Raw genomic sequence first — 24,989 nt, forward strand, 5'->3', positions numbered from 1 at the left:
TTGTTGCCGCCGATCGTTGCGTGCGGTGGGCCGCTCTGTTGCATGCAATGGGTTTGACCTCAACAGCAGTTGAGGTCGCAGACTGCCTCGCATTCCCCACGAGGCATGCGGTATGAACCTGCTGACCACTCCAGACTTCAGCCATGGCCTGCTGGACCTGTTCGATCCCCCTGGCCTGCACGATCCCAGTGCCAACGGATATTCGCACGTGGCGGTGGTACGACTGCCAGCGCGTGTGATCCATATCGCCGGGCAGGGTGGCGAAGATGACCAGGGAAACCTGTCGCCGAGCTTCGAGGAGCAGGTGTCGCAGGCACTGGACAATCTGCAGACCGCGCTGCGCTCGGCCCATGCGGACCTGACCGATGTTGCGCGACTGCGGATCCTGGTGGTCGACCACGATGAGGACCGCCTGGGCATCATCGCCCGCCAGGTGCGGCGGCGCTGGGCCAATCGCCCGGCACCGACCTGCACGCTGATTCCGGTGCCGCGGCTGGCGTTGGACGGAATGCTGTTCGAGATCGAGGCCGAGGCCTACAGCGCCTAGCGCAGGTAGTACTCCACCGGCACCACCAGTTCCTGCGGAGCCGGCAATTCTTCTGGAATCCGCGGCAGGGGCTGCGCGCGTCGGAATGTCTGCAGCGCGCTTTCATCCAGCATCGGCTGTCCGCTGGGCTGCTCCAGGCGCAATGCCAGCAGGTGGCCGTCGCGGCTGATGCTGGCCCTGACCCATGCGGTGCCCTGCTGGCGCCGCGACCTCGCTACGGCGGGGTAGTAGCGGTAACGCTCCAGCCGCGCCATCAGGCGGGCTTCCCACTGGTCGCTGGCGGCGCCGGCCTGGAAGTCCGCCGGTGGTGCGTCCGGGGCGGGCGGTGCGGCCGTGATCGATGCCGGTGCGGAACGGGCATCGGTCGCGGCCGCAGGCGGGGCCACGGGCAAGGGCTGGTGGCCGTCGCCATTCTTCTCGCTGGCGGCGAGGTTGCCTTCGGGGGCCGCCGTAGCCCGTGGCGGCGGGGGTGCTTTGCGCGCTTCGGCCGCCCGCGATTGCTGCGCCTGGCTGGGGCGCTCGGCCTGCAGCTCTTCCACCGGCTGCGGGGGCGTGGCCGGTGCCAGCAGGCGCAGGCTGATGCGCACGTCCTGTTCGGGAGGCGGCAGCGGCGGCGGGGTGGACACCCAATGGACGAACAGCAGCAACGGCAGCAGGTGCAGCCCGATGCTGATCGTCACCGCTTGCCAGTGCTGCCGACGCTCACTCATCGCTGACCACCCACATCAGGTCGGCATCATCGCCCGCCACCGCTTCGCCGGCTGATGCCAGCGCGATCACCAACGATGGCGCAGATGCTGGCAGATAGCCGGGCACGCCGGTGCCACGCAGCACATGCCAGCGGCCGGCGACCAGCAGGGCAGGGGGCGTCGACTGCATCAACACCTGTGCCATCCGCGTGTCGCGTGCGTGCTGAACCGCAAGCATGCCGTCGAGCATGGGCGCGGCGCCGGCGTGCTGGGCCAGTACCACCGCTGACAACCGCTGCCGTGCGCCGTCGACCGGGAACACGACGGCGGGCGATGACGCCAGCAGTGCGTTGACTTCAGGGCGCGACAGGTTGCCGCCGTGCAGGCGGATGCTGCTATCGGCGGCGATCCGCACCAATCCGCCATAGCGTGTCCATGGCCAGCGGGGATCCCAGTCCAGCAGTTCGGCCAGGCGCTGCGGTTCGACCTGACGGCCCTTGTCCAGCCAGCGCTGCACGCGCTGCAGTCGCGGCTGGCGGTCGCTGGCGATCATCTCCAGCACCAGCGCACCCTGCGGACGCTGCTGCTGCAGTGCCTGCAGCAGCCAGCGTTCGGCTGCATGGTCGGCATCGACATCGTGACGTTCGCCGAGCAGCACGCGCTCGGCGGCGGCAACCCGCTGCGCGAAGTCAGCCTGATCCAGTTCTGTGCCACTGGCCAGATCGATCACTTTGCCGGGCATCGGCTGCGCGCTGGCTGCTGCCGCCAGCGCGATCAACCCCAGCGCCAGCCAGCGTCGGTCAGAACGCCACATTGACGCCCACCGAAACGGTCCGGCCACGGCCGTTGCCGCGATCCAGCACCGGGCTGAAGATGCTGTCGATGGAGGCGTTGTTGTCATAGGCCTTGTTCTGCAGGTTTTCGATGTTCAGCCACAGCGTGGTGTTGGCCTGTGGCTTGAAGCTGGCGTAGAAATCCAGCAGCACGCCGGTGCCGCCGGTCTTGCGGGTCTGGAAGAAGTCGTAGCCCTCTTCGGTGGGGCCGGAGTACTCGGCGCGCACCCCTGCCTGCAGGCGTTGCTGCCACCAGCGGCCGCCGACATCCAGCGTCCAGTAACGGTCGGGCAGGGCGGTGATGTCTTCCAGGTTGACGAATTCGATGGCTGGCGCGCTGGTATGCGAGCGGGTCCAGCTGAGGGTGGCGTGGTAGTGCTCGCTGGCGTAGTGCGCTTCCAGTTCCAGGCCGCGCATGCGCACCACGCCGGGATGGTTCATCCAGCGCGTGGTGGTGCTGAAGTCGTCCACCTCCAGGCTGTCGGTCCACGCGTTGAGCTGCGGGTCGCTGTCGATCGGCACCACGAACGGTTCGACTTCCGGCGGATGCACGATCAGCAGGTACTGCGGCTTGATGTAGTCGCGGATGCGGTTGTCGAAGCGGGTCAGGCGCAGCTGCGCCAGGTCGCCGTCGACCAGCAGCGAGCTGGCGCTGAGGTTGGCGCCGAACTGCAGGTTGCGCGAACGTTCGCGGCGCAGGAAGGGGTTGGCGCCGACGCCGTCGGCATCGCTCATGCCTTCCAGCGGGATCTTCTCGAAGAACATTTCCTGCACGCGCGGCGGCCGCGAGGTGCGCGAGACTTCGGCAAACAGCTGCAGCCAGTCGGTGGCCTGCACCGACAGCGAGAGGCTGGGGCTGAGCGCATGCTGGGTGCGATCGACGTCGATGCCACCGCCGCCGATCTCCAGGCATTGCCCAGGCACATCCGAACAGGTGGGGACGTGGCCGCGGATGTTGTAGCGGTCCTGGCGCAGGCCCGCCGACAGCGCGTAGATGTCGTACTGCAGCTGCAGCGTGGTGAACACACTGTCGAGTTGGCTGCGCCCTTGTGGGTTGGCACCACGCAGGGTCGGGGTATCGGCAACGAAGATGTCCGACTGGTGCTTGATGCCGGTGTTCCAGCGAGCCTGTACGGCGCCGATGTCGAAACGGCTTGTGTTGTCCACGGTCCAGCTGCTCAGGCTGCTGTGGGTACGCCGGCCGATGTAGCTGGAATCTTCCACGGGCGGATAGAACAGGCGGGTCTTGTTGGCGGCGAAGCTGGCGCGCAGGTCGATCCACGGCGAGTAGGGCGTGTAGTGGTAGCTGGCCCGCTGGTTGCGAGCGGAAATCTGCCACGGGTAGTTGTGGTAGAAGTCGTTTTCATAGTGCATGTGGCTCAGGTCCAGGCGGTGCTGGTCGCTGGGTTGCAGGCGCGCTTTCAACAGCCAGCTGCTGGGCTGCTGGCTGCCTGGGTCGGCGGTGTTCTTCTGGCCGTGGGAAGTGGCGTATTCACTGCTGCGGCTGCTGCTGGCGGCGGCCAACAGGCCGAACTGACGATCGCCACCGTCTTCGCTGTGACGCCAGGCACCGGCGAAGGTACGTCCGCTGCCATAGCCGTTGTTGCCATGCCGATAGCCTGCGCGCAGGCCCCACTCGCGGCCGTCGGAGACCAGGTCTTCGATGTCCAGGGTGCGGAAGTTGGCGCTGCCGGCCAGCGTGCCGGCACCATCACCACCGCTGACCGCGCCGCGCTGTACGTCGACGCCTGCCAGCAGGAACGGGTCCACGTAGGCGAACGGACCGCCCGAGCCATGGCCGGCGTTGTTGCGGAAGGTCTGGGTGACGCCGTCGATCATGGTGTTGACCCGGCCTGCGCCGGCCATGCCGCGGATGTTGACCTGCAGGCCGGGCTGGCTGCGCGAGTGGAAGCTGTGCGTGCCGGGCATCGAGCGCAGCAGGCTGTTGCCATCCTGCCGTTCGGCCATGGCAACGCGCTCGCTGCCGACCGTCGGTGCGAAGCCGTCCTGCGTGGCCGGAACGTACTGGCTCGCCCCGGCACCCGGTGCAATGGCATGGGCGCTGCGCCCCTGCACGCGCAGCGGGCCGGTCTGGCGGCTGCCATCGTCGGTGCTGGCCGGGGCCGGTTCGAGAGTGGCACGGCGCGCATCGATGAAGCGCGCGCGCAGGCCACTGCCGGCCAGCAGCCGTGCCAATGCCTGGGCGTCGTCGAAGTCACCCTGCAGGGCGGGCGCGCTCTGGCTGGCAGGAAGGGCACGGCCGATCACCAGGTCGACACCGCTGAGGCGGCTGTAAGCGTCGAGTGCGGTGACCAGCGGCTGGGCAGGAATATCGTAGTGGCGGGTTGCGCTGGTCTGTGCCGGCGCGGTGGCAGCAAGCACGGGGGCGATACCGGCGCAGGCAAGAGACAGCGCGAGGACAAGGGGGCGGTGGGACAGCATCGGGGGCTCCAGGGAGTGACGCAGTGCGTCGTCACCCTGGGAAGACGCAGCAGTGGCCCGGATGTCAGGGTCGATGCGTTCAGCGCGCATCGGACGATGCCTTCGCCGGCAGCCACACCTGCAGGTTGGGCCCGATACGGACAACGCGCACGTGCAGCGCGACGGCCAGCTGGTCGCGGCTGCGCGCTGCCGCATCGGCGTCGGCCAGCACCGTGACCGGTTGCTGCCGCAGTGCGTCGCCGGCGATCCAGGTGCGGCCGCCGTGCCAGCGATCCAGATCCTGCACGACGTCAGCCAGTGGCGCGGAGATCCAGGCCAGCCGGCGTTCGCGCCATGCCAGCTGCGCTGGGGTTGCTGCAAGTGCGGGCGCGGGCGCAGTGCCATCGAAGCGCAGCTGCTGGCCGGCGGCCGCTTCGCGGCTGCCCGTGCCACTGTCCACGCGCACCTGGTGTTCGGTGACGGTCACTACGCTCGCATCACCACTGACCGCGATGTCGAAGGCAGTACCCAGCGCCGTGACCGTACCGTGCGGCGTATGTACCTGGAACGGACGGTCACGATCAGGTGCGACCTGGAACCAGGCTTGGCCGTGCCGCAGCTGCAACGCACGCCGGTTGGCATCGATACGCACGCCCAGTTCGCTGTCGGGCGAGAGCTGCAGGCGTGAACCGTCTTCCAGGCGCACCTCTTCGATCTCGCCGGATGCCGTGCGCAGTGTCTGTTCCGGCAGGGGGGCGCTGTGCCGGGTATAGATGCCGAGTGCGCACAGCAGCAGCACGGCGATGCCGGCTTCGCGCAGGCGCCGGCGTTGTCGACGCTGTTGCTGCCGTTGCACGCTCGGCAGCGCTGCGCCGGCCTGCCACAGCTGCAACAGATGCTGGTACTGGGCCGCGTGGCGCGGATCGGCCTCATACCACTGGGTGAAGGCGACTTCGTCACGCTGTTCGTCGTGTGCATGCAGCCACCAGCGTGCAGCTTCGCGGGCGATCGGATCCTGGCTCATGCGGTCGGCACCTGCTGCAGGGCCACCAGCGCGCGCAGCAGATGGCCATGTGCGGTCTGCCGGCTGATGCCGAGCTGGCGGCCAATGTCGGCCAGGCTGCACTGCTCGATGCGCGCCAGCAGGAACACCTCGCGCGAGCGCGGCGGCAGGGCGGCGATGATCGCATCGAGGTGACGCAGTTGTTCGGCATCGAGCAGGCATTGCTCGGGCAACGGGGCGGGATCGGCGATGGCCTGCAGCTGCGCGTCATCCAGGGCCTCTTCGCGACGCCGTTGGATCAGGCGATAGTGGTCGGCAATCAGGTTGTGGGCGACGCGATACAGATAGGCGCGGCCATTGCTGAGCAGGCCGCTGGCGGCAACTTTGACGACACGCAGCCAGGTTTCCTGGACGACATCATCGGCGTCACTGCGTTGCGGGAGTTTGCGACGGACGTGGGCGTGCAGCGGCCGGTAGTGGGCGGCGCACAGCTGCGCGACATCCGTCGATTCGACAGGCGTGGGCACGGGGCGGACGAAGGCTGGGGAAGGGAACAGCCCGCGGCGGCAAGGGCAGCGGCGTCACCTTACAGCAAAAGAGAATCATTTGCATCTAGGGGCGATGATTGCTTGGCGCGCATGCCTTGCTGTACTAGCCCGCGGACGTGCGAGGGTGCGTGCAGAGCGCGTCAGGTCGAGCGCGCGGCATGTGCCATCTGCAGCAGCAAGCGGTGCGCAGGGAACAAACGCAAGCTGGGGTAGCGGGAGCGATGGTAGGCATCCCAGTAGCTGGTGGCGCGTTGTCGGCAGAGGTCGACGAAGGCGCGGTTCTCGCCGATGAGCGCCGCATAGCGCTGCAGGCCGGTCTGCTGCACCTGGATCGCCACGGCCGATGCGATCTCATCCACGTACTCACCCAGCAACGCGATGTGGAAGGCATGCACCCAGGGCATCGGCGAGGGCCCCAGCGTCTCGATCGCACGTTGCCGTACATGTCCGTCGCAGTGACGCGAGAGCAGGCAGAGGCAGAGGGCACGTGTATCGCCCTGCAGTTGGGATGCGAGTCGGAACAGGTCAGTGGCGTCAGCGTAGATGCGATAGGGGAACCGCAGCAGCTCTCCGCCGAGGATGAGGCTGCGTTCACCATTGGCCGACAGGTTGTCGATCCGGCCCAGCCGTTGCTGAAGGTCGGTACAGGTTGCCCGCAATGCGCGTGGAACATCGATCACTGCGATGGTTCCGCCAGCGTGCTGCCGCGATAGTCGCAGTGGATCTGCAGGCGCTCCGTGGCGTTGGGGTGCAGATCAAAGCCGCACCGCTGCAGCGCATCCCCGGCCGCGGCAACGGCGTCGGCATGGCGGCTGACGCGGTGCTGCTGCCAGCGCAGTGGAGTGAACACGCCCAGCGGAAGCAGGCGCAGGCGCTGACCATGCAGGACCAGCGAGACATCTACATGACGCCCGTCCAGGTCGTGGCCATTGGCGCCGAAGATGGCGTCGATCTCATCATGGCGGTGCCGATAGCAGCAGCGGAACACGGCGATGCCCAGCCGCCGGACCATGCGCCGGAAGCCCCCCAGTGTTCCCTGGCTGCATTCGAAGCCGCGGGTGATCAGCAGACGCAACGTTGGCGGCAGCAGTGCCTGCGCATCGAGCAGGCGCTGCAGGACCTCGGCCTCGAGGACGACCTGTGACGCGGGCCAGCGCGGGGCAATGCGCAGGCCGTCGATGGTGCCGCGTGGCAGTTTCAGCATGCGTGAAGCTTCGCATGGGAGTGGGGAGCCGGATAGTGTCGGCCGCTGGCCGGCAAACGTGTTCTCGCGCCGGGTGCCGGCCAGCGACCGGCACTACCATGACGATGGTCAAAGATCGCGGTACTGGATCTGTGCGGCCAGCACGCGCAGGCCCTCGGCGGTGCTGGAGAGGATGCGTTCCTCGCCGATGCCCTTCTGCCGCTGCAGGGTGAAGCCTTCGGCAGCGGGCAGGCGTGCGGCGATGGCATCGATGCGTTGCAGCGCATTGGGGCCGTCGCAGTCGACATGGCCCCAATGGATGCCGTTGTGCTGGATGGTCAGGCGGTAGTGCATGGGCGGGTCTCCGGCAGGTCGTGCAGCCACTGATGGAACATCGCGGTCGCCGCGGCGGCCAGAGGCCCGCCATAGCGCCGGGCCTGCGCACGCAGGTCGATGGGGTCGATGCCAGCCTCGGCCAGTTCCAGCGCGTGGCCGATCAACCAGCGCTCGAACTGACGCGCGTCCAGTTCGGGATGGCATTGCAGGGCGAGGGCGTGGTGGCCGATGGAGAATGCCTGGTGGCGGCAGGCGGGCGTGCTGGCAAGGCGCCGCGCGCCCACCGGCAGTTCGAAGGCTTCGCCATGCCAATGCAGCACCGGGATGCCCTGCAATGCCTGCAATGGCGAGCGCTGCCCTTCATCGGTGAGCAGCAGCGGTGCGAAACCGATTTCCTTGCCACCGGTGGGGGCGACGCCAGCGTGTAGTGCGCGCGCGATCAACTGAGCGCCGAGACAGATGCCGAGTGTTGGTCGCTGCTGCTGCAGCCGACGCTGCAGCAACGCGATGCTGTCGGCAAGGAACGGATAGGCCGCTTCATCATTGACGCTGATCGGGCCCCCCAGCACCACCAGCAGATCGGCATCTTCGGCGGCATCGAGTGCATCCACGCCGGCCTGCAGGACCTGCACCTGCCATCCCTGCGCGAGCAGCAGCGGATACAGGGTGCCGAGATCTTCAAAGGCGACGTGCTGCAGGGCAACAGCGCGCTTCATGCCGGTGCTCCCGGGGTGGGCCAGTAGAAACTGTCGGGCGTGGAGCGCGCACCGAAGATCGCCTGGCCGACGCGGACGACAGTGGCGCCCTCCTCGATGGCGACTTCAAAGTCGCCGGACATGCCCATCGACAGCTGCGACAGATCGAGGCCAGCCGGTGCCGTCTGCTGCAGCTGATCGCGCAGCTCGCGCAGGCGCACGAAGCAGGCGCGCACGCGTTCCACCTCCGGAGTGAAGATGGCCAGGGTCATCAGGCCGCGCACGCGCAGGCGGTCGAAGGCCGGCAGGTGCTGCACGAAGTCGGCCACTGCGGCCGGCTCCAGGCCGTATTTGCTGGGCTCGGCCGAGGTGTTGACCTGTACGAACACGTCCAGCGTACGGCTCTCCAGCAGCAGCCGTTGCTGCAGTGCCTCGGCCACGCGCAGGCTGTCCAGCGCCTGGAACTCACTGGCGAAGCGTGCGACGTAGCGGGCCTTGTTGGTCTGCAGGTGGCCAATGACCGACCAATGCACACCCAGGTCTGCCATTGACTCGGCCTTGCGCTGCGCCTCCTGTACCTTGTTCTCGCCCAGTTCGTGGCAACCGGCGGCGACCGCCATGCGGATGCGCGCTTCATCGACGGTCTTGCTGACCGGCAGCAGGCGCACGCTGGCCGGATCACGACCGGCGCGGGTACAGGCGCTGGCGATGCGTTGTCGCACGATGGCGAGGTTGGCGGCGATCTGTTCGACGGACTGGGCGACGGGCCAGTCGGCGGGGGCGAGGGACATGGGGCACCTCCGGTGCGGGGTGGCCAGGGTGGGATACACTGGCACAGGACAAGAGATAGTTTGGCATAGGACAAAATGAAAATCACCGGGAGCAGCGCCGAGGCGATCTTCGACAGCATCCGAGAGGGCATCGGCAGTGGCCACCTGGTGGCGGGCAGCGTACTGCCGCCGGTGCGGGATCTGGCCGATCAGCTGGGGGTCAACCGCAATACCGTGGCCGCCGCCTACAAGCGGCTGGATGCGGCAGGCCTGGCCAGTACGGCGGGACGTCGCGGCACCGTGGTGCGCGGCCTGCCAGCGACGATGGCGCGCGAGGGCAGTGCACCGGGCCTGGCGCTGCACGACCTGGCCGGTGGTAATCCGGATCCGCGCTGCCTGCCCAGCCTGCGCGTGGCTGCGACGGCCTCGCGCCTGTATGGGGTGGAGACGGTTGATATCCGCATGCAACGCCTGGCACGAGCCTCGCTGGATGCCGATTGCCCGCCGGGCTATGCGCTGGAACTGACCCACGGCGCGGTCGATGGCATCGAGCGCCTGCTGTCGGCGTGGCTGCTGCCGGGGGACCGCATTGCAGTGGAGGACCCCTGCTTCCTGGGCAGCCTCAATGTGCTCGGGGCGGCCGGGCATGCGCCGTTGCCGGTGGCGGTGGATGCGCACGGCATGCAGGTGGAATCGCTGCGGCAGGCGCTGGATGCAGGCGCACGTGCGGTGCTGCTGACCCCACGCGCACACAATCCCACCGGCGCCAGCCTGGATGCGAAGCGTGCGCGTGCGCTGCGTCAGTTGCTGTCCGGCTATCCGCAGGTGGCGGTGTTGATTGACGACCACTACGCGCTGCTTTCGCAACAGGCCTATCACTCGGCATTGCCGATGGATGGTCGGCGTTGGGCGCTGCTGCGTTCGTTGTCCAAGGCGCTGGGCCCGGACCTGCGCGTGGCCTGGTTGGCCTGCGATGGGCAGACCGCCGCGCGCCTGCGGCTGCGATTGGCAGCGGGCACCGGCTGGGTCAGCCATCTGTTGCAGGATGCGGCCAGTGCGGTATTGGAGTCGGCGCAGCAACGGGCGAAGGTCACGGCGGCCGGTGAGCGCTACCAGCAGCGGCTGCAGGGGCTGCAGGCGCTTCTGCGGGCGCGTGGGTTGCCGACACCCATGCCGATGGAAGGCTTGAATCTGTGGCTGCCACTGTCGGCCGACAGTACGCCGCAGGTGCTGGCGCTGGCGGCGCGTGGCTGGCATGTGCGTGGGGGCGAGGTGTTTGCCGTGTCTGCACCTGCGCATGGGCTGCGCATCACCTGTGCGGCACTCGGCCCGCCGCAGCAACGGCGATTGGCTGATGACCTGGCGGCGGTATGCGGGGTGTAGCGTCGAGCTGGGCTCGACTTTGTTTCGCCTTTGTAGAGCCGAGCCATGCTCGGCTGCTGTTGGTGGAAGCAGTCGAGCATGGCTCGACGCTGAAGAAGCAGATCACGGCGCGGCGTTCGCACCGGGTCGCACGTAGTAGGACTGGCCGCTGTCATCGAGGAAAACCAGTTCCGGCTTGCCCTGCCAGGAGCTCAGCATGGCGCCGGTGTTGTTCTGGTGCTTGACCATCAGGCTGGCGCCGCGATCCGGGTTGGCGACCACTTTGAAGACTTCGGTGGTGCCGGTGGCATCATCAAGAGTCAGCAGGGCTTCGCCACCCCGGTCGCTGGTGCCGTAGCCGCCGCGCTCGGAACCATCGGGGCCGAGCAGGATCAGGCCGGACAGCGCGGCGGCACGCGGCCCTTGCGGGCGGCCCTGGCTGAGAGGATCGGGGACCGGCGCACCGAGGATCACCCGCGGCTGGCCGCTGGCATCGTGGATGATCAGGCCGCGCGCTTCGATCACGCGTTGCGGTGACTGGCTGCGATGCAGGTTCCAGGCGGTCCAGCCGGAAACGAGCAACGCGAGTATGGCGACCACCAGGGTGGTCAGGGTCAGGGCACGAGCCATTGTGTATTCCTTCCTTGGACGTGACTGACGATAGCGGAATCCGGTTGGTCGTGACCAGTCCATTGTGTGACGGTGTGTATCGTCAATGGAAATCGCGGCTGTGGCTGCGCAGTCCCTGCAGCAGTTCATCCAGGCAGTGCATGCGTTGCACGATCACATGCTGCACGCCATCCACGCGTTCCAGCCGGCCATCGATCTGCATCAGCTGCGTGTCTACCAGGATGTGGTGCTGGCGGTCGGCCAGATGTCGCCAGACCACGGCATTGACCATGCCGGTTTCATCTTCCAGGGTAAGGAAGGTGACGCCGCTGGCGGTCTGCGGGCGCTGGCGCATGCGTACCAGGCCGGCGATGCGTACGCGCCGGCCATGGCTGTGGTTGGCCAGTTGCGCGGCATCCAGGCAACCGCGGGTCCGCAGTTGCGCACGCAGGAACGACATCGGATGGCGGCCAAGGGTGGTGCCGGTGCTGCGGTAATCGGCCTGCATGTCTTCCCAGGCACTGGGCAGGGGCAGGGCTACGCGCGCTTCGGCGGTGGCGCGGGCCTGGTCGAACAATGGCAGGCGATTTTCCACGCCGGAAATATCCCAGCGCGCACGATGACGATGGCCGCTGAGACCACGCAGGGCGCCGGCATCGGCGAGCAGGCCCTGCTGGCGGCGATCCAGTGCGGTGCGCTGGCAGAGGTCGCCGACATCGTCGAACGGACGCCGCGCGCGTTCGCGCATGATGACCTGCGCGGCCGGTTCGCTGCAGCCATCAACCAGGCGCAGGCCGAGGCGGATTGCCGCCGCGCCTTTGCTGAAGTCCAGCGTGCAGTCCCAGTCGCTGTGGCGCACGTCCACCGGCAATACCGTGATGCCATGCCGGCGCGCATCCTGCAGCAGCTGGTCGGGGCTGTAGAAACCCAGCGGCTGGCTGTTGATCAGGCTGGCGGCGAACGCGGCTGGGTGATGGCACTTCAGCCAGCAGCTGGCATAGGTAAGCAGGGCGAAGCTGGCGGCGTGGCTTTCCGGGAAGCCGTAATCGCCGAAGCCCTTGATCTGCTCGAACAGGTGTTCGCCATATTCCAGGCTGAAGTTGTTTTTCAGCATGCCGGTCAGCAGTTTTTCGCGGTGCGGTTCCAGGCCGCCACGGCGCTTCCAGGCGGCCATCGAGCGGCGCAGTGCGTCGGCTTCGCCTGCAGTGTAGCCCGCTGCATCCACCGCCAGCTGCATCACCTGTTCCTGGAACAAGGGCACACCGAGCGTGCGGGCAAATACGCGCTCCAACCGCGCGGGATAGAGTGGATTTTCTGGATCGTTCAACGCTTCCGGGCCCTGTTCGCGCAGGATCCGCCGACGCTCCAGGTAGGGATGGACCATGTCGCCCTGGATCGGGCCTGGGCGCACGATCGCGACTTCGATCACCAGATCGTAGAATTCGCGCGGCTGCATGCGTGGCAGCATCGCCATCTGCGCGCGCGACTCGATCTGGAACACGCCGATGGTGTCGGCGGCGCAGATCATGTCGTAGGTCGGTTTGTCTTCATCGGGGATCGCATCCATGCGCCCACTGTGAAGCCCGTGCTGGTGCAGCATGGCCAGGCATTTGCGGATGGCGGTGAGCATGCCCAGCGCCAGGCAGTCGACCTTCATCAGGCCGGTGGCGTCCAGGTCATCCTTGTCCCACTGGATGACGGTGCGGTCGGCCATTGCCGCGTTCTCCACCGGCACCAGCGTCGACAGCGGGTGTTCGGAAATCACGAAGCCGCCCGGATGCTGCGACAGGTGGCGGGGGAAATCGATCAGCTCGGCGGTCAATGCCAGCAACCGGCGCATCAACGGTGTTTCCGGATCGAAACCGCGCTCGCGCAGGGTTTCCGGCAGCGGGATGTTGCCGCCCCAATGGTCCATCGCCGCGCCCAGTTCGTTGACCTGGTCCATCGGCAGGCCCAGCGCACGGGCGACATCGCGGATCGCGCTGCGGCCACGGTAGCTGATCGCCACAGCCGTCAACGCGGCACGCTCGCGGCCATAGCGGTTGAACACGTACTGCAGCACTTCCTCGCGGCGCTCGTGTTCGAAGTCGATGTCGATATCCGGTGGTTCATCACGCTCGGCGGAGATGAAGCGTTCGAACAGCAGGTTGCTGCGCGCCGGGTCGATCTCGGTCACGCCCAGCACGAAACACACCGCCGAATTGGCAGCCGAGCCACGGCCCTGGCAGAGGATGTCCCGGCTGCGGGCGAAGCGCACGATGTCCTGCACGGTGAGGAAATAGGAGGCGTAGTTCTTCTGTTTGATCAGCGCCAGTTCGTGTTCGATCTGCTTGCGCTGGGCTGGCTCGATGCCCTTCTTCCAGCGCCACGGAATGCCGCGCTCGACCAGCACGCGCAGCCAGCTGTCCGGGTCGTGGCCTTCGGGCACCAGTTCGCGGGGATAGGTGTACTTCAACTGGTCCAGGGTGAAGTGGCAGCGTTCGGCGATGCGCAGGGTCTCGGCCAGCAGCGCGGGGGGATACAGCTGGGCCAGGGAGGTGCGCGGGCGCAGGTGGCGCTCACCGTTGGGGAACAGGCGCCAGCCGGCTTCGGCCACGCTGCAGCGGTGGCGGATCGCGGTCAGCGTGTCCTGCAGGGCGCGGCGTCGGCGCACGTGCATGTGCACATCGCCGCTGGCCACCAGTGGCAACTGGTGGCGTTCGCCGAAAGCCTGCGACTGCTGCAGCCGGCGCGTGTCGTCGTGTTCGTGGTGCAGCTCCACCGCCAGCCACAGGCGGTCGTTGAACGCTGCGCGCAGCAGTTGCAGATGGCCGGCATCGGGTTGCCGGTCCAGCCACAGGCACAGCAGGCCGTCGGCCAGGGCGTGCAGATCTTCGCGCAGGCAGCGGTATTCGCCCTTGCCTGCGCGCCGCCGGCAGGTAGTGATCAGCTGGCACAGGCTGGCATAGGCCTCCTGGTCGGTGCACAGCAGGGCCAGTTTCGGCCCGTCTTCAACCTGGAACTCGGCGCCGACGATCAGGGCCACGCCGTGTGTCTTCGCCGCCTGCCACGCGCGCACGATGCCGGCCAACGAGCATTCGTCGGTGATCGCCAACGCGCGATAGCCCTGGCCGGCCGCGCGCGCGAACAGTTCCTCGGCGATCGAGGCGCCACGCTGGAAACTGAAGGCCGACAGGCAATGCAGCTCGGCGTACCCGGGCAGGTCGGTGTGCATGGGAATCAACCGAACCAGCCGTGCAGCATCCACGGCGCATGCGGATCATTGCGCGTGCGGAAGGCCCAACCGCGTTGGCCCTGCGCGGTTTCCACCACGTAATAGTCGCGGCGTGCGTCGGCCTGGTCCCACCAGCCCGATTCGATCCGCTCCGGCCCGGCGACGATGCGCAGGCGCGGATCGCGCAGTGGCTGCGGCGTATCCAGCAACCAGCCGGGGCGCAGCGGCCACCAGGCGGGTGGCTTGGCCGGTGTCTGGGTGCCGCTGGCACGTTCGGGGCGATGATCGGCCTGCACGGCCAGCGGCTGCACGGCATCATCGCCAAGGCGGGCACGCAGGCGCTCGCGCAACTGGTTCCATGGCATCGCCTGCGCCGGGCGCGTGTCGAACAGATCGCGCGCGGCCGGCACGAACGGCGGTAGCTGCTCGGCCTGCAGACGCAACGCACGGCTGCCGGCGGGCAGGGCGAACGCTTCCATGCGGTTGCGTGCGATCTCGAACAGCAGCGCCGCGTCGCGTTCGGGGGCCAGCAGGCCGATGGTCAGCACGCTGGCTGGCAGCAGGTCGTGTTCGAAATGCAGGTCGAAACGCTGCACGCCGCCATCGCGTGAACACAGGAACGCGGCCAGGTCCAACAGCAGGCGCCGCAGCGGAAACAGCAGGGCCTGGCTGGATTCGATTTCGTATTCGAACTCGATGCGCGCATCGAACCGGTCCGGCGGTTGGTAATAGCGCAGCGGCGCGTTGCCCAGGCCGCGCACGGCATCCAGCTGCTGCAGTACTTCGGGGGCGAAACGGCGGGCCAGGCTCTCGCGTGGCAGGTCGAAAGCTGCACCCAGCGTGCGCAGGCCGGAGCGTGCCAGCACGGTCACCGCATCAACGGGCAGGCCACTACGCGCCAGTGGCAGCTGCGCCAGTGCGGCGGGCAGTTGCTGCGCGTCGATGCCCAGGCCATCGTGCACATTGGCCAGCACGCGCGCGGCATGCGGGTTGGGGGCGGCGACCAGGCGATGGCGGAAGCCCAGTTCGTGCAGGCCGTGGCGCAGGCGTTGTTCGATCGTCAGCCAATCGCCGAACAGGGCACGGCTGGCACCGATTTCCAGCACCAGCGCATGCGGAAAATCGAGGCTGACCAGCGAACTGGTGGCATACAGCCAGCTGGCCAGCAACTGCCGGGTGTGCTGTTCGGCGCTGGGATCGTAGTCGTGCAGCTGCAGGTCCTGCACCAGTACCTGCGCCGCCGACAACAGCATGCCCGGGCGCAGTCCGGCGGCCCGTGCGGCAGGACTGACCGCACGCAGCACACGACGCTGCGCCGGCCCCTGCAGCAGCACCAGTGGCCGCTGCGGATCCGGCTGCAGGCGCAGCACGCTGTCCAGCGCCAGCTGCGGCAACAACAGGCAGGCCCAGTGCATGGCGGGGCCTCAGTGGGCGATGGCCAGCGGCAGCGGCTGCGCCGGTGGCAGCCCGCCACGGCACTTCAACACCCGCACCTGGCCGTGGTCGAGCTGCAGGCGCAGGCTGGCCGGGGAGGGATTGCGGGCGGCGCGGGCCTCGCGGAACACGAAACCCAGGCACTGGCCGCTGTCGGCGGCAACCTGCAGGCGGCGCAGGGCGCGATCGTCGGCCTGTTGCGGCCAGCACAGCACGGCGGCACAGGCAGCAGAACGCAGGCACTGCTCGGTCGCCCACAACGCTTGCTTCGGTGCGGCGTGGATGATCTGCAGCTGGGCCAGGTCGAGCCCGGCGGCGGCCCATGCCGGCGCATGGGGGCGGTAGGGCGGGGCGACCAGCACGATCGGCCGTTCGCGCTGGCTCAGCGTTGCCAGCGCCGGCCAGACCAGGGCCAGTTCGCCGACCCCGGGCGCGGCCTGCAGCACTTCGCACAGCCCGCTGGCCGGCCAGCCACCGCCGGGCAGGCGCGCGTCCAGCGCCGGGTGGCCACTGGCCAGATGGTCGCTGGCCTGCCCCTGGCGTGCCGGCCCGCGCCAGACCTGGCGGCTGTCCAGCAGGCGGTCGAGGGCGACGACGGCACCCATCAGCCGGTCCTCCAGGGGAGGTGCCGGGCTGATGGGCAGCGGCAGGAGTGGGTGGGAACGGCAGGCATGGAGCGAGTATCGACAGGCCGATATCAAGGGCTGAGACCGGACATGCTACTCGGCTTGTGAGTAATATTACTAATGAAATCGGAGGGTGGGGTTTCAGGTTGCTGAAGGGGGTAAAGCATCCACGCATGGCGTGGATCTACTGGACAGAGCCCCGGTAGATCCACGCCATGCGTGGATGGGAAGGTGGGAATGGAGTGACCTTCCCGCAGTAGATCCACACCATGCGTGGATGGGAAGGTGGGAATGGAGTGACCTTCCCGCGGTAGATCCACGCCATGCGTGGATGGGAGAACGGTGCCGACCAAGGTCGGCACCCACAGGCCCCGGTTACGGGCGGACCGGCAACGCCACCGGGCGCAGCGGTGCGGCGTCGCCACCGCGGATCTTCAGCGGGCCACCGATGAAGGCGAACTCGTAGACCTTGTCACGGGCCAGTTCATCCAGCGCCACCAGTTCGATGATCGGCGCGCCCTGCTGGGCCAGCAGGTAGGTGTGCAACGGCACGTAGTCGTCGGACACTTCGGAGGGGAAGGTCTCGAAGCTGAGATTGTCGGCGCCGACGATCATCGCGCCGCTGTCCTCGACCAGGAAACGCGCCGCATCCAGGCCCATGCCCGGCGGATTGGCCATGTAGGCCTTCGGCTGTTCGAACAGGCGCATGCGACCGGTGCGGATCAGCACGATGTCGCCCTGCTGCAGCTGCATGTGCTGGCGTGCCAGCGCATCCTTCAGGTCCTGGCGGGTGACACGGTAGCTGTCGGGAAGCATGTCCATGCCCTTGGCGCCAGCCACGTCGATCAGCACGCCACGCGCGATCAGCGGCGGGAATTTTTCGATGCCGGTGACGTTCCAGCCGCGATCGCCGAGGTGCTTGTCGGCCTCGAAGCCATTCCAGATCTTTCCGTGGATGCCGAAGTGGTTCAGCGCATCGATATGGGTGCCGGTGTGGCTGTACATCGAGAAAGCGGTGCCGGTGTAGCTGCGGGTAAGGTTCATCGTCTCGCCCACGCCCATCGGGTCGTCCATCACCGTGCCGCGCGGGGTGTGGGTCATCCAGAACTGGTAGTGCGGGTCACCGGCATCCTGCCAGCTGGGCATGCCGACGTAGTACTCGGTCGCCAGGTCATAGGCCTTGCCGCCGCTGACCCGCGACAGGATCGCCGCGCGCGAGGCCTCGGTGATCAGGTTGAGGCGGCCGATCTCGTCCTTCGGCCCCCAGGGGCTGGTACCGACCTGCTGGCCGGAAGGAACGCGTTCGTGCGCGGACACGGTGGTGGAAGCGGCGGCCAACAGCAGGGCCAGCGCGGTGGTCAGGGTACGTGGGGTCATGGGGTATCTCCTTGCGGGGTGGGGGACGGTGCGGCTCAGGCCGCGACCAGGTGCGCCAGGGCCTGGCGCAGGTGTGGCAGCGGCAGGGTCTGCAGGCGCAGGCCGTTGCCGCCGATCACGGTAGGAATGGAGCGGATACCGAGGGCAGCGGCTTCGGCACGATCGGCCTGCACGCGCTGGTGCACGTGGTCGCTGCGCATGGCGTCAGCGAAGGTGCCGCGGGGATGTCCCAGCGCTTCGGCGATGTCCAGCAGCACCTCGGCATCGCCGATGTTGCGGTGCTGGTGCAGGTGCGCCCATTGCACGGCATCGAACATTGCGCCGTGCGCGTCGTTGCCGCCGAGCATGCCGGCCGCCTGGCAGGCCAATGCGCCGAGCCAGCCGGAGGGATACTCGAAGTCCTGGGCACGCATGCCGTCGATATCGATGCGCGCGCTGTCGTCATGTGCGGCGCAGTCGGCCCAGTGACCCAGGATGATGGCCTTGGCACGCGGCATCGAGCCGAACACCTCGATCATCTGTTCGCGCGAGTCCTGCAGCACGAAGCTGCGGTGGCGGACCTGGATGCCGAGTTCGGCCGAGACCTGCTGCAGGCGCGGGGCCAGCACGAAGCACCAGCCGCAGACCACGTCATGGAAGAAATCGACCACCGGTGCAGTGGTGGTCAGCGAAGGAGAGGCGATCATCGGCCTGCCGTCCGTGAGAGGGGAGGCGGCAGAGTAGGTGGCGCCGCCGGGCCGAAACAGCACGCGGCGGGCAGCTCAGTTTTCGCTGGCGGTTACGAATCCAGGCCGGCGCAGGCGGGCAGCTCGGCGTGCAGGAAATCGATGAAGGCGCGTACCTTCGATTGCAGGTGGCGCGCGGTGGGGTAGACCGCGTACACGAATCGCGGCGGATAGCGATGGTCGGGCAGCACCTGCTGCAGCTCACCGCTGGCCAGCGCCGGTGCGGCCAGGAACGAGGGCAGCGCACCGATACCGACGCCGGCGACCAGCAGGTCACGCAGCAGCAGGCTGTTGTTGGCGGTGACCCGTGTCGGCAAGGTCACCGTCACCTGGCCATCGGGGCCGAGCAGCGGCCAGCTGCCGGGCGAATCGGACAGGCTGTAGCCGAGCACGCTGTGCGCCTGCAGGTCTTCCACCGCCTGCGGTGCCGGATGGTGCTGCAGGTACGACGGCGCCGCGCACAACACCTGCTGCAGCGACGCCAGGCGGCGTGCGACCAGTCGCGAATCTTCCAGCTCGGCACGGATGCGCAGGGAGACATCGAAACCTTCGCCGACCGCATCGAGCAGCCGGTCTTCCATTACCAGGTCCAGTGCAAGCTGCGGATGCTGCTGCAGGAAACGTGGCAGCAGCGGCGACAGCGTGCTCAGTGCGAACGACTGCGGTGCGTTGACGCGCAGGCGTCCGCTCACTTCACCGCGCTGCTGGGCGATGCCGCGCTCCAGTGCGTCCAGCTCATCAAGCAGGCGGCAGCATTCGCGGTAATAGGCATGGCCGGTTTCGGTCAGGCTCATGCGGCGGGTGGTCCGCTGCAGCAGCACTACGCCCAGGTGCGTTTCCAGCGTGCGCAGCTGCTTGCTCAGCCCGGCTGGCGACAGGCCCAGGTCTTCGGCGGCACGGGCCAGGCTGCCGCGTTCGACGATGCGGCGGAAGGCGCGCATCAAGGTGAAGGAGTCCATGCCGGTCCCGGCCGCGATGAGGTCGCCATTGTAGAACCACGCCGCGCGCGGATGGACGACGCGTGGTTGCGCCGTTTGTTCAAGTCGGCAGCCTGCACGCCCCGCAAACATGCAGGCCCCTCACTTCCCGGGTTGCCCATGAAGCACTGGATGCTCCGCTTGTATGCCCCGTTGTTCCTGCTGGGCTTTGTCACTGCCGCCATCGTATGGGTCGGTCACTACCACGGCGACCCGTTGTGGCTGCTTGCCTTGCTGGCTGTCGCCATCGCGGTGTCGTTCGCTGCCGAGCGGAGGTGGCCATACGATCCGGCGTTCAACCACCACCATGGCGACCGCCTGCGCGACGTCCTGCATGCACTGGTCAATGAAGGCCTGAACCTGCTGTCGATCGCCACGGTACCGCTGCTGGCGGCGACCGTGCCCTGGCACATCTGGCCGATGCAGTGGCCATTCGCGCTGCAGGTGCTGGTGGCGATCATCGCGGCTGACCTTGGCATCACCCTGGTCCACTACGCCAGCCATCGCATCGGCTGGTTGTGGCGGCTGCATGCGGTGCATCACAGCGTGACCCGCATGTACGGTTTCAATGGATTGATGAAGCACCCGCTGCACCAGGCCGCCGAAGCAGTGGGCGGCGTACTGCCGCTGCTGCTGTTGGGCATGCCGATGCCGGTGGCCGCAGTGCTGGCGTTCGCCATCGCGATCCAGTTGCTGCTGCAGCATTCCAACGTGGACATGCGTCCCGGTGTGCTGGGCAGGGTGATGGCATGGGCGCCGCTGCATCGCTTCCACCACATCCGCTATGGCACTGCAGGCGATGTCAATTTCGGCTTGTTCCTGACCGTGTGGGACCACCTGCTGGGGACGGCATTCGATGCACCGGGTTATCGGTTGGGGCAGCGTGATCTGGGCATCGGCAGCCAGCCGGACTATCCGCAGGCGTATTCCGCACAACTGCTGGCGCCGTTCCGGGAGCTGCCCCATGGCGAGGTGCCGGAGGTGCCTGAAGGTCTGCGCAGGCGCGGTTGATTGGTGCGTCAGGCCGTATGCAGCTGCAGGCCCTGCAGTTGCGCGGCACCGATGCCGAACATGCGGCGCAGGCTGCGCGACAGGTGGGCCAGGTCGGCGAAACCGGCGGCATGCGCGCTGTCGGTCAGGCTGTGCCCGCGCAGATGATGCGCCAGCGCGCTGCGCAGCCGTTGCCACAGCACCCAGCCGCGCAGGGTCACCGCCAGCTCGGACTGGAAGCGCCGATGCAGTTGGCTGGTCGACAGATGCGCGGCCTCGGCGATATCGGTGGCCGGCACCGGGCCGGGCAGGTGCTGGGTGATGCGGGCCAGCGCCGCCTGCACGCGACGGTCCAAAGGCTGCGGGCGGCTCAGCCGTGGCAGCCACTCGTGCAGCTGCGCCGCATTGCCTGGCAACGACTGCAGATGCTGCTGGATCTGTTCGAGATCGGCATGTGCCGGTTCGAGGAACACCGTGCAGCCGTCAGCGGGTGCTGACAGGATCGTGTGTGGCTGGAAGGAGGGCAGCCAAAACCGCTGGCCCTGCTGCCGCACGCCACCGATCTCGATGTGCCAGGCAGCGGTTTCGCTCAGCAGCAGTTGATGGGCGTAATGCGCATGCGCAGCGCTGTCACCGGCGTGGCCGTGCAGCACCGCCACGTGTGCATCCAGCAGCAGAGTGCCATTCCAGGGTAGAGCGTTGTGGGGCATGGTCGCATTGTAGATCCACGCCATGTGTGGATGGATCTCCATCGAAATCGGATAGCTCGAATTGAACTGGAAAAGCATCCACGCATGGCGTGGATCTACTGACCACCAGCCAACTGTCCAAGGCGGGGCACTGTGGGTGTGCGGGGTGTGAGCCGCATGGATGCGGCGACCAAGCCCCCATGGAAGGGTTTACGGCGTCCCCGCAGGCCCACAGTGCCCCGCCATCCCACGGAATGCGGCATTTGATTCTGCTGTTGCCTTGGCCGTTGCCTCGGCAGGTGCCGGGCGCAGCCCGGCCGTCACCTCACCGCCCGTGTGGGTCTGGCCGATGGTGCACGTACTCGACCACGGTACCGTCCGGATGCACCGCATTGAACGCCGCACCGGTGGGTACCACCTGCAGCGGGAAGATGATCTCGGCACCAGCGGCCACCAGCTTGTCGTGATAGGGCCGGACGTCGTCGACCAGCAACGTGCCCGTGGTTGACGTGAACGGCGCCAGCGCCTCGTCGCAGCCTTCGATCAGCAGGAACGCACCGACCATCGCCAGGCGCAGGCCCGCCTCGGGAAACGGAAAGCCGGCATCGGCGACCACACCCTGCAACTGCTCGTAGAAGGCCACGCTGCGTTCCAGCTCGCCGGGGGCGACGAATACCCGGATCAGCACGCGCGGACTGCGCTGGCTGGAGGTGTCACAGCGGTCGCGCCAGAGATGGTCGAAGTCGCGATGTACGGTCATGGGCTCGATTCGTCGCCGGGGAGATCCATTATCGGCAGCCTCGCGCGGCCTGCTGATGACCGCCGGTGATGGGCTGATAACCACAGTGCAGGTGGCGTCTGTGACTTAGGTCCTGTTGACAGGTGTGAACGCCCTCGCACACTCTTCACATGATGGGTCGCCCTGCGCGGCCCGGACAGGCAGGTTGTCACGCACGGGAGGAGGGTCCCGCGCGCAGACCGGTCCGTCCTCTGGCCTGCAAGGCGTTGCCCGGCAACGCGTGCGCGGCATGACGCTGCACCCTTCGGCGGCACTTTCCCTGGACCGATTGCCTTGGCAACGGAATTACGCCTGCCGATGAAAACGTTTACAAAGCCGCTCGCCCTGTCCCTGGCCCTCTCTGCCGCACTGGCCACCCCGGCCTGGGCCGACTCCGCCGCCTTCACCGTGCTGACCCTGGAGCAGGCGCCGACAGCGGACGCGATGCCGGCCCTGGCCGCCCAGTTGAAGACCCTGCAGGTGGACGCGGTCAGCGTTCGCCAGGTACAGCGCGGCATCGGCCAGGTCGATCCGCTGCAGCTGCTGGCCGATGGCCTGGGCTACCAGTACCGCTTCATCGCTGCCGGCAAGGACGATGGCCAGACCCAGCGGGGCCAGGCCGTGTTGACCCGGCTGCCGATCGCCGCCGAATCCGGCCCGGACCAGCCGGGCCTGAACTACCTGCGCCTGGATGACGGTCGCCATACGGTGGCGGTCTACACCGACGCTGGCGCCGGTGCCACGCAGTTGCCGGCGCTGGTGTCGCGTTCGCGGCTTGGCGCACCCGCGGTGCTGCTCGGTGCGGTAGCCGGTGAATCGGCCAAGGCGGCCGGCTTCGACCCGGCGCGCGTGGCCCTGGAAGCCGACGCCAGCTATTTCAGCGATGGTTTCCAGGCCGCCAGCAGTGCGCCGTTCAAGGTGGAAGGCAGCACGCTGCGTGCGACCCTGCTGACCCTGGCCTATGCCGCCGACAAGGGCGGCGAGCAGCCGTGGATGGACACCACGCTCACCGCCGATGCGCGCGCTGCGCTGTTGCTGAAGGCGATGACCGAGGACGAGAAGTTCCAGATGCTGCACAGCTACTTCGGGCTGGGCAAGGACGGCGGCAAACTGCCGGAAGGTGCAGTGGGCTCGGCCGGTTTCGTGCCGGGCGTGGCGCGCCTGGGCATTCCGTCGCAGCAGTCGGCCGACGCCGGTGTGGGCGTGACCAATCCCGGTGGTATCCGCCCGGGTGATTTCGCCACGGCGATGCCGTCGGGCCCGTCCACGGCGTCGACCTGGAACCGCGGTGTTGCCTTTGCCGGTGGCGCCACGATGGGCCGCGAAGCCTGGCAGCAGCGCTTCAACATCCTGCTGTCCGGCAGCGTCAACCTGCAGCGTGACCCGCGCAACGGCCGCAACTTCGAATACGCCGGCGAAGACCCGCTGCTGGCCGGTTCGATGGTCGGCGCGGTGATCCAGGGCGTGCAGAGCCAGCACGTTATCTCCTCGATGAAGCACTTTGCGCTGAACGACATGGAGACCCGACGCAACTTCCATGACGTGCGTATCGGCGAACAGGCCATGCACGAATCGGATCTGCTGGCGTTTGAGATCGCACTGGAAGCCGGTCGCCCGGGCGTGGCGATGTGCTCGTACAACAAGATCAACGGCACCTACGGCTGCGAGAACGGCTACCTGATGAACCAGGTGCTGAAGCAGGAATGGAAGTTCCCCGGCTTCGTGATGTCCGACTGGGGTGGCGTGCACAGCGGTTCGAAGGCGGCGCTGGCCGGCCTGGACCAGCAGTCGGCCGGTGAAGTGTTCGATGCAGCGGTGTTCTTCGACGAACCGCTGCGTCTGGCGGTCCACGGTGGCGTGGTGCCGCAGGCGCGCCTGAACGACATGGTGGCGCGCATCCTGCGCACGATGTTCCTGCACGGCAACTTCGACAACCCGCCGCAGCACCAGAAGGTCGATGCCGAGGCCGGTTTTGCCGTGGCCCAGCGCACGGTGGAAGAAGGCAGCGTGCTGCTGCGCAATGAAGGCAGCCTGCTGCCGCTGGCTGACAGCGCCAAGCGCATCGTCATCATCGGCGGCCATGCCGACAAGGGCGTGATCGGCGGCGGTGGTTCGTCGATGGTGGGCGTCACCGCCAAGGGTACCAACGCGGTGCCGGGCGTGCTGCCGACCACCTGGCCGGGTCCGGTGATCTTCCACCCGTCCTCGCCGTTGGAATCGCTGCGAGCGGCGCGTCCGGATGCCACCATCACCTATGTGGACGGGACCAACGCCGTCGCTGCGGCCAAGGCTGCCGCGCAGGCGGATGTGGCCATCGTGTTCGCCACCCAGTGGGCGGCCGAATCGGTGGACCTGCCGGACATGCAGCTGCCGGACAACCAGGATGCGCTGATTTCGGCGGTGGCCAAGGCCAACCCGAAGACCGTGCTGGTGCTGGAGACCAACGGCCCGGTGCGCACGCCGTGGCTGGCGCAGGTGCCGGCGGTGCTGCAGGCCTGGTACCCGGGCATTCGTGGCGGTGAAGGCATTGCCGCACTGCTGACCGGCCAGGCCAATCCGTCCGGCCGCCTGCCGGTGACCTGGGTGGTGGACGAGTCGCAGTTGCCGCGTCCGCACATCGACGGCCTCGGCTTCAAGCCGGCCAAGCCGTTCGGCGATGTGTTCGATTTCGATATCGAAGGCGCCAACGTCGGCTACAAGTGGATGGCGGCCAAGGGCCTGACCCCGACCTTCGCCTTCGGCCACGGCCTGTCCTACACCTCGTTCGCCTATGAAAACCTGAAGGTCAGCGTGGAAGGTTCGCGTCTGGTTGCCAGCGTCGACATCCGCAACACCGGCAAGCGTGCCGGTGCCGACGTCGCCCAGCTGTACCTGAAGCTGCCGGCCGGCAGCATCACGCCGATCCGCCTGATCGGCTACGACAAGGTCGAGCTGCAGCCGGGTGAGCAGCGCCGCATCCGCATCGAAGCCGAGCCGAAGACCCTGGCCCACTACGATGCGCAGGCCCGCCAGTGGAAGATCGACGGTGGTACCTATCAGGTGCAGCTGTCGCGCAACGCGGCCGAGCCGCTGCAGAGCGTGGATGTGCAGTTGGTGGAGCAGATGCTGCGCTGATGCCTGAAGACACGGCCCCGGAAGGGGCCGTATTTGTTTAAGGTGTTTCTGTAGAGCCGAGCCCACGCT

General features: G+C 67.6%; 23 protein-coding genes. 4 read left to right on the forward strand and 19 right to left on the reverse strand.

Annotation, left to right across the window (positions count from 1 at the left end; all coding sequences use genetic code 11):
- The first annotated feature begins 112 nt into the window (after window positions 1-112).
- Entirely contained in the window at window positions 113-547 is a 435-nt protein-coding gene (locus HUT07_RS07595) for a RidA family protein (RefSeq protein ID WP_049464364.1), read from the forward strand.
- Here HUT07_RS07595 and HUT07_RS07600 read toward each other — a convergent pair.
- The 10 genes from HUT07_RS07600 to HUT07_RS07645 form a co-directional block, all read right to left on the reverse strand.
- Window positions 544-1,257, reverse strand: coding sequence for an energy transducer TonB (locus HUT07_RS07600; protein WP_176020412.1), 714 nt, complete (start codon window positions 1,255-1,257; stop codon window positions 544-546). The genes HUT07_RS07595 and HUT07_RS07600 overlap by 4 nt on opposite strands.
- A complete protein-coding gene (locus tag HUT07_RS07605; RefSeq protein WP_176020413.1) occupies window positions 1,250-2,050 on the reverse strand; it encodes a ChaN family lipoprotein in 801 nt (266 codons plus the stop codon). The genes HUT07_RS07600 and HUT07_RS07605 overlap by 8 nt, the downstream gene beginning before the upstream one ends.
- Window positions 2,037-4,511, reverse strand: a complete 2,475-nt coding sequence (locus HUT07_RS07610; RefSeq protein WP_176022499.1) for a TonB-dependent receptor — start codon at window positions 4,509-4,511, stop codon at window positions 2,037-2,039. The genes HUT07_RS07605 and HUT07_RS07610 overlap by 14 nt, the downstream gene beginning before the upstream one ends.
- 79 nt (window positions 4,512-4,590) lie before the next feature.
- Window positions 4,591-5,514, reverse strand: coding sequence for a FecR domain-containing protein (locus HUT07_RS07615; RefSeq protein WP_176020414.1), 924 nt, complete (start codon window positions 5,512-5,514; stop codon window positions 4,591-4,593).
- Window positions 5,511-6,020: an RNA polymerase sigma factor gene (locus HUT07_RS07620; RefSeq protein ID WP_176020415.1), complete on the reverse strand. Its 510-nt coding sequence runs from the start codon at window positions 6,018-6,020 to the stop codon at window positions 5,511-5,513. The genes HUT07_RS07615 and HUT07_RS07620 overlap by 4 nt, the downstream gene beginning before the upstream one ends.
- A gap of 161 nt (window positions 6,021-6,181) precedes the next feature.
- The gene (locus HUT07_RS07625) at window positions 6,182-6,721 is read right to left on the reverse strand and encodes a hypothetical protein (RefSeq protein WP_176020416.1); all 540 of its coding nucleotides are present in this window, start codon (window positions 6,719-6,721) and stop codon (window positions 6,182-6,184) included.
- Entirely contained in the window at window positions 6,718-7,245 is a 528-nt protein-coding gene (locus tag HUT07_RS07630; RefSeq protein ID WP_176020417.1) for a hypothetical protein, read from the reverse strand. The genes HUT07_RS07625 and HUT07_RS07630 overlap by 4 nt, the downstream gene beginning before the upstream one ends.
- A 108-nt stretch (window positions 7,246-7,353) precedes the next feature.
- Window positions 7,354-7,578 (reverse strand): hypothetical protein, encoded by a 225-nt coding sequence (locus HUT07_RS07635; protein ID WP_176020418.1) that lies wholly within the window; start codon window positions 7,576-7,578, stop codon window positions 7,354-7,356.
- A complete protein-coding gene (locus HUT07_RS07640) occupies window positions 7,563-8,276 on the reverse strand; it encodes a glutamine amidotransferase (RefSeq protein ID WP_176020419.1) in 714 nt (237 codons plus the stop codon). The genes HUT07_RS07635 and HUT07_RS07640 overlap by 16 nt, the downstream gene beginning before the upstream one ends.
- On the reverse strand, window positions 8,273-9,046 hold the full coding sequence (locus HUT07_RS07645) for a YggS family pyridoxal phosphate-dependent enzyme (RefSeq protein ID WP_176020420.1): 774 nt from the start codon (window positions 9,044-9,046) through the stop codon (window positions 8,273-8,275). Before HUT07_RS07645 ends, HUT07_RS07640 begins: the two co-directional genes overlap by 4 nt.
- A 75-nt stretch (window positions 9,047-9,121) precedes the next feature.
- On the opposite strand from HUT07_RS07645, the gene ptsJ reads away from it, so the two are divergent.
- Window positions 9,122-10,408 (forward strand): transcriptional regulator PtsJ, encoded by a 1,287-nt coding sequence (gene ptsJ, locus HUT07_RS07650; RefSeq protein ID WP_176020421.1) that lies wholly within the window; start codon window positions 9,122-9,124, stop codon window positions 10,406-10,408.
- A gap of 102 nt (window positions 10,409-10,510) precedes the next feature.
- Here ptsJ and HUT07_RS07655 read toward each other — a convergent pair whose 3' ends face one another.
- From HUT07_RS07655 to HUT07_RS07685, 7 genes are all read right to left on the reverse strand, one after another.
- Complete coding sequence (locus tag HUT07_RS07655; protein WP_176020422.1) at window positions 10,511-11,017, reverse strand: hypothetical protein; 507 nt, start codon at window positions 11,015-11,017, stop codon at window positions 10,511-10,513.
- An 82-nt stretch (window positions 11,018-11,099) separates the two neighbouring features.
- The gene (locus tag HUT07_RS07660) at window positions 11,100-14,210 is read right to left on the reverse strand and encodes an error-prone DNA polymerase (RefSeq protein ID WP_176020423.1); all 3,111 of its coding nucleotides are present in this window, start codon (window positions 14,208-14,210) and stop codon (window positions 11,100-11,102) included.
- A 5-nt stretch (window positions 14,211-14,215) separates the two neighbouring features.
- On the reverse strand, window positions 14,216-15,625 hold the full coding sequence (locus tag HUT07_RS07665) for a DNA polymerase Y family protein (RefSeq protein ID WP_176020424.1): 1,410 nt from the start codon (window positions 15,623-15,625) through the stop codon (window positions 14,216-14,218).
- 9 nt (window positions 15,626-15,634) lie between these two features.
- Complete coding sequence (gene imuA, locus HUT07_RS07670) at window positions 15,635-16,249, reverse strand: translesion DNA synthesis-associated protein ImuA (RefSeq protein WP_176020425.1); 615 nt, start codon at window positions 16,247-16,249, stop codon at window positions 15,635-15,637.
- Window positions 16,250-16,645: 396 nt separating this feature from the next.
- A complete protein-coding gene (locus tag HUT07_RS07675) occupies window positions 16,646-17,647 on the reverse strand; it encodes a cyclase family protein (RefSeq protein ID WP_176020426.1) in 1,002 nt (333 codons plus the stop codon).
- Window positions 17,648-17,682: 35 nt separating this feature from the next.
- Window positions 17,683-18,333 (reverse strand): DsbA family protein, encoded by a 651-nt coding sequence (locus tag HUT07_RS07680; protein ID WP_176020427.1) that lies wholly within the window; start codon window positions 18,331-18,333, stop codon window positions 17,683-17,685.
- A 92-nt stretch (window positions 18,334-18,425) separates the two neighbouring features.
- Complete coding sequence (locus HUT07_RS07685) at window positions 18,426-19,331, reverse strand: LysR family transcriptional regulator (RefSeq protein ID WP_176020428.1); 906 nt, start codon at window positions 19,329-19,331, stop codon at window positions 18,426-18,428.
- A 150-nt stretch (window positions 19,332-19,481) separates the two neighbouring features.
- Here HUT07_RS07685 and HUT07_RS07690 point away from each other — a divergent pair, with 150 nt between their 5' ends.
- Entirely contained in the window at window positions 19,482-20,360 is an 879-nt protein-coding gene (locus HUT07_RS07690; protein ID WP_254898815.1) for a sterol desaturase family protein, read from the forward strand.
- A gap of 8 nt (window positions 20,361-20,368) precedes the next feature.
- Here HUT07_RS07690 and HUT07_RS07695 read toward each other — a convergent pair whose 3' ends face one another.
- Window positions 20,369-21,073 carry an AraC family transcriptional regulator gene (locus HUT07_RS07695; protein WP_176020430.1) on the reverse strand — a complete coding sequence of 235 codons (705 nt, stop codon included), beginning with the start codon at window positions 21,071-21,073 and terminating at the stop codon, window positions 20,369-20,371.
- A 280-nt stretch (window positions 21,074-21,353) separates the two neighbouring features.
- Window positions 21,354-21,788: a VOC family protein gene (locus tag HUT07_RS07700; protein ID WP_176020431.1), complete on the reverse strand. Its 435-nt coding sequence runs from the start codon at window positions 21,786-21,788 to the stop codon at window positions 21,354-21,356.
- A 336-nt stretch (window positions 21,789-22,124) separates the two neighbouring features.
- On the opposite strand from HUT07_RS07700, the gene HUT07_RS07705 reads away from it, so the two are divergent.
- The gene (locus HUT07_RS07705; RefSeq protein WP_176020432.1) at window positions 22,125-24,920 is read left to right on the forward strand and encodes a glycoside hydrolase family 3 C-terminal domain-containing protein; all 2,796 of its coding nucleotides are present in this window, start codon (window positions 22,125-22,127) and stop codon (window positions 24,918-24,920) included.
- The last annotated feature ends 69 nt before the right edge of the window (window positions 24,921-24,989 follow it).

Origin of the sequence: Stenotrophomonas sp. NA06056 (assembly GCF_013364355.1) — a bacterium.
Lineage (GTDB): Bacteria > Pseudomonadota > Gammaproteobacteria > Xanthomonadales > Xanthomonadaceae > Stenotrophomonas.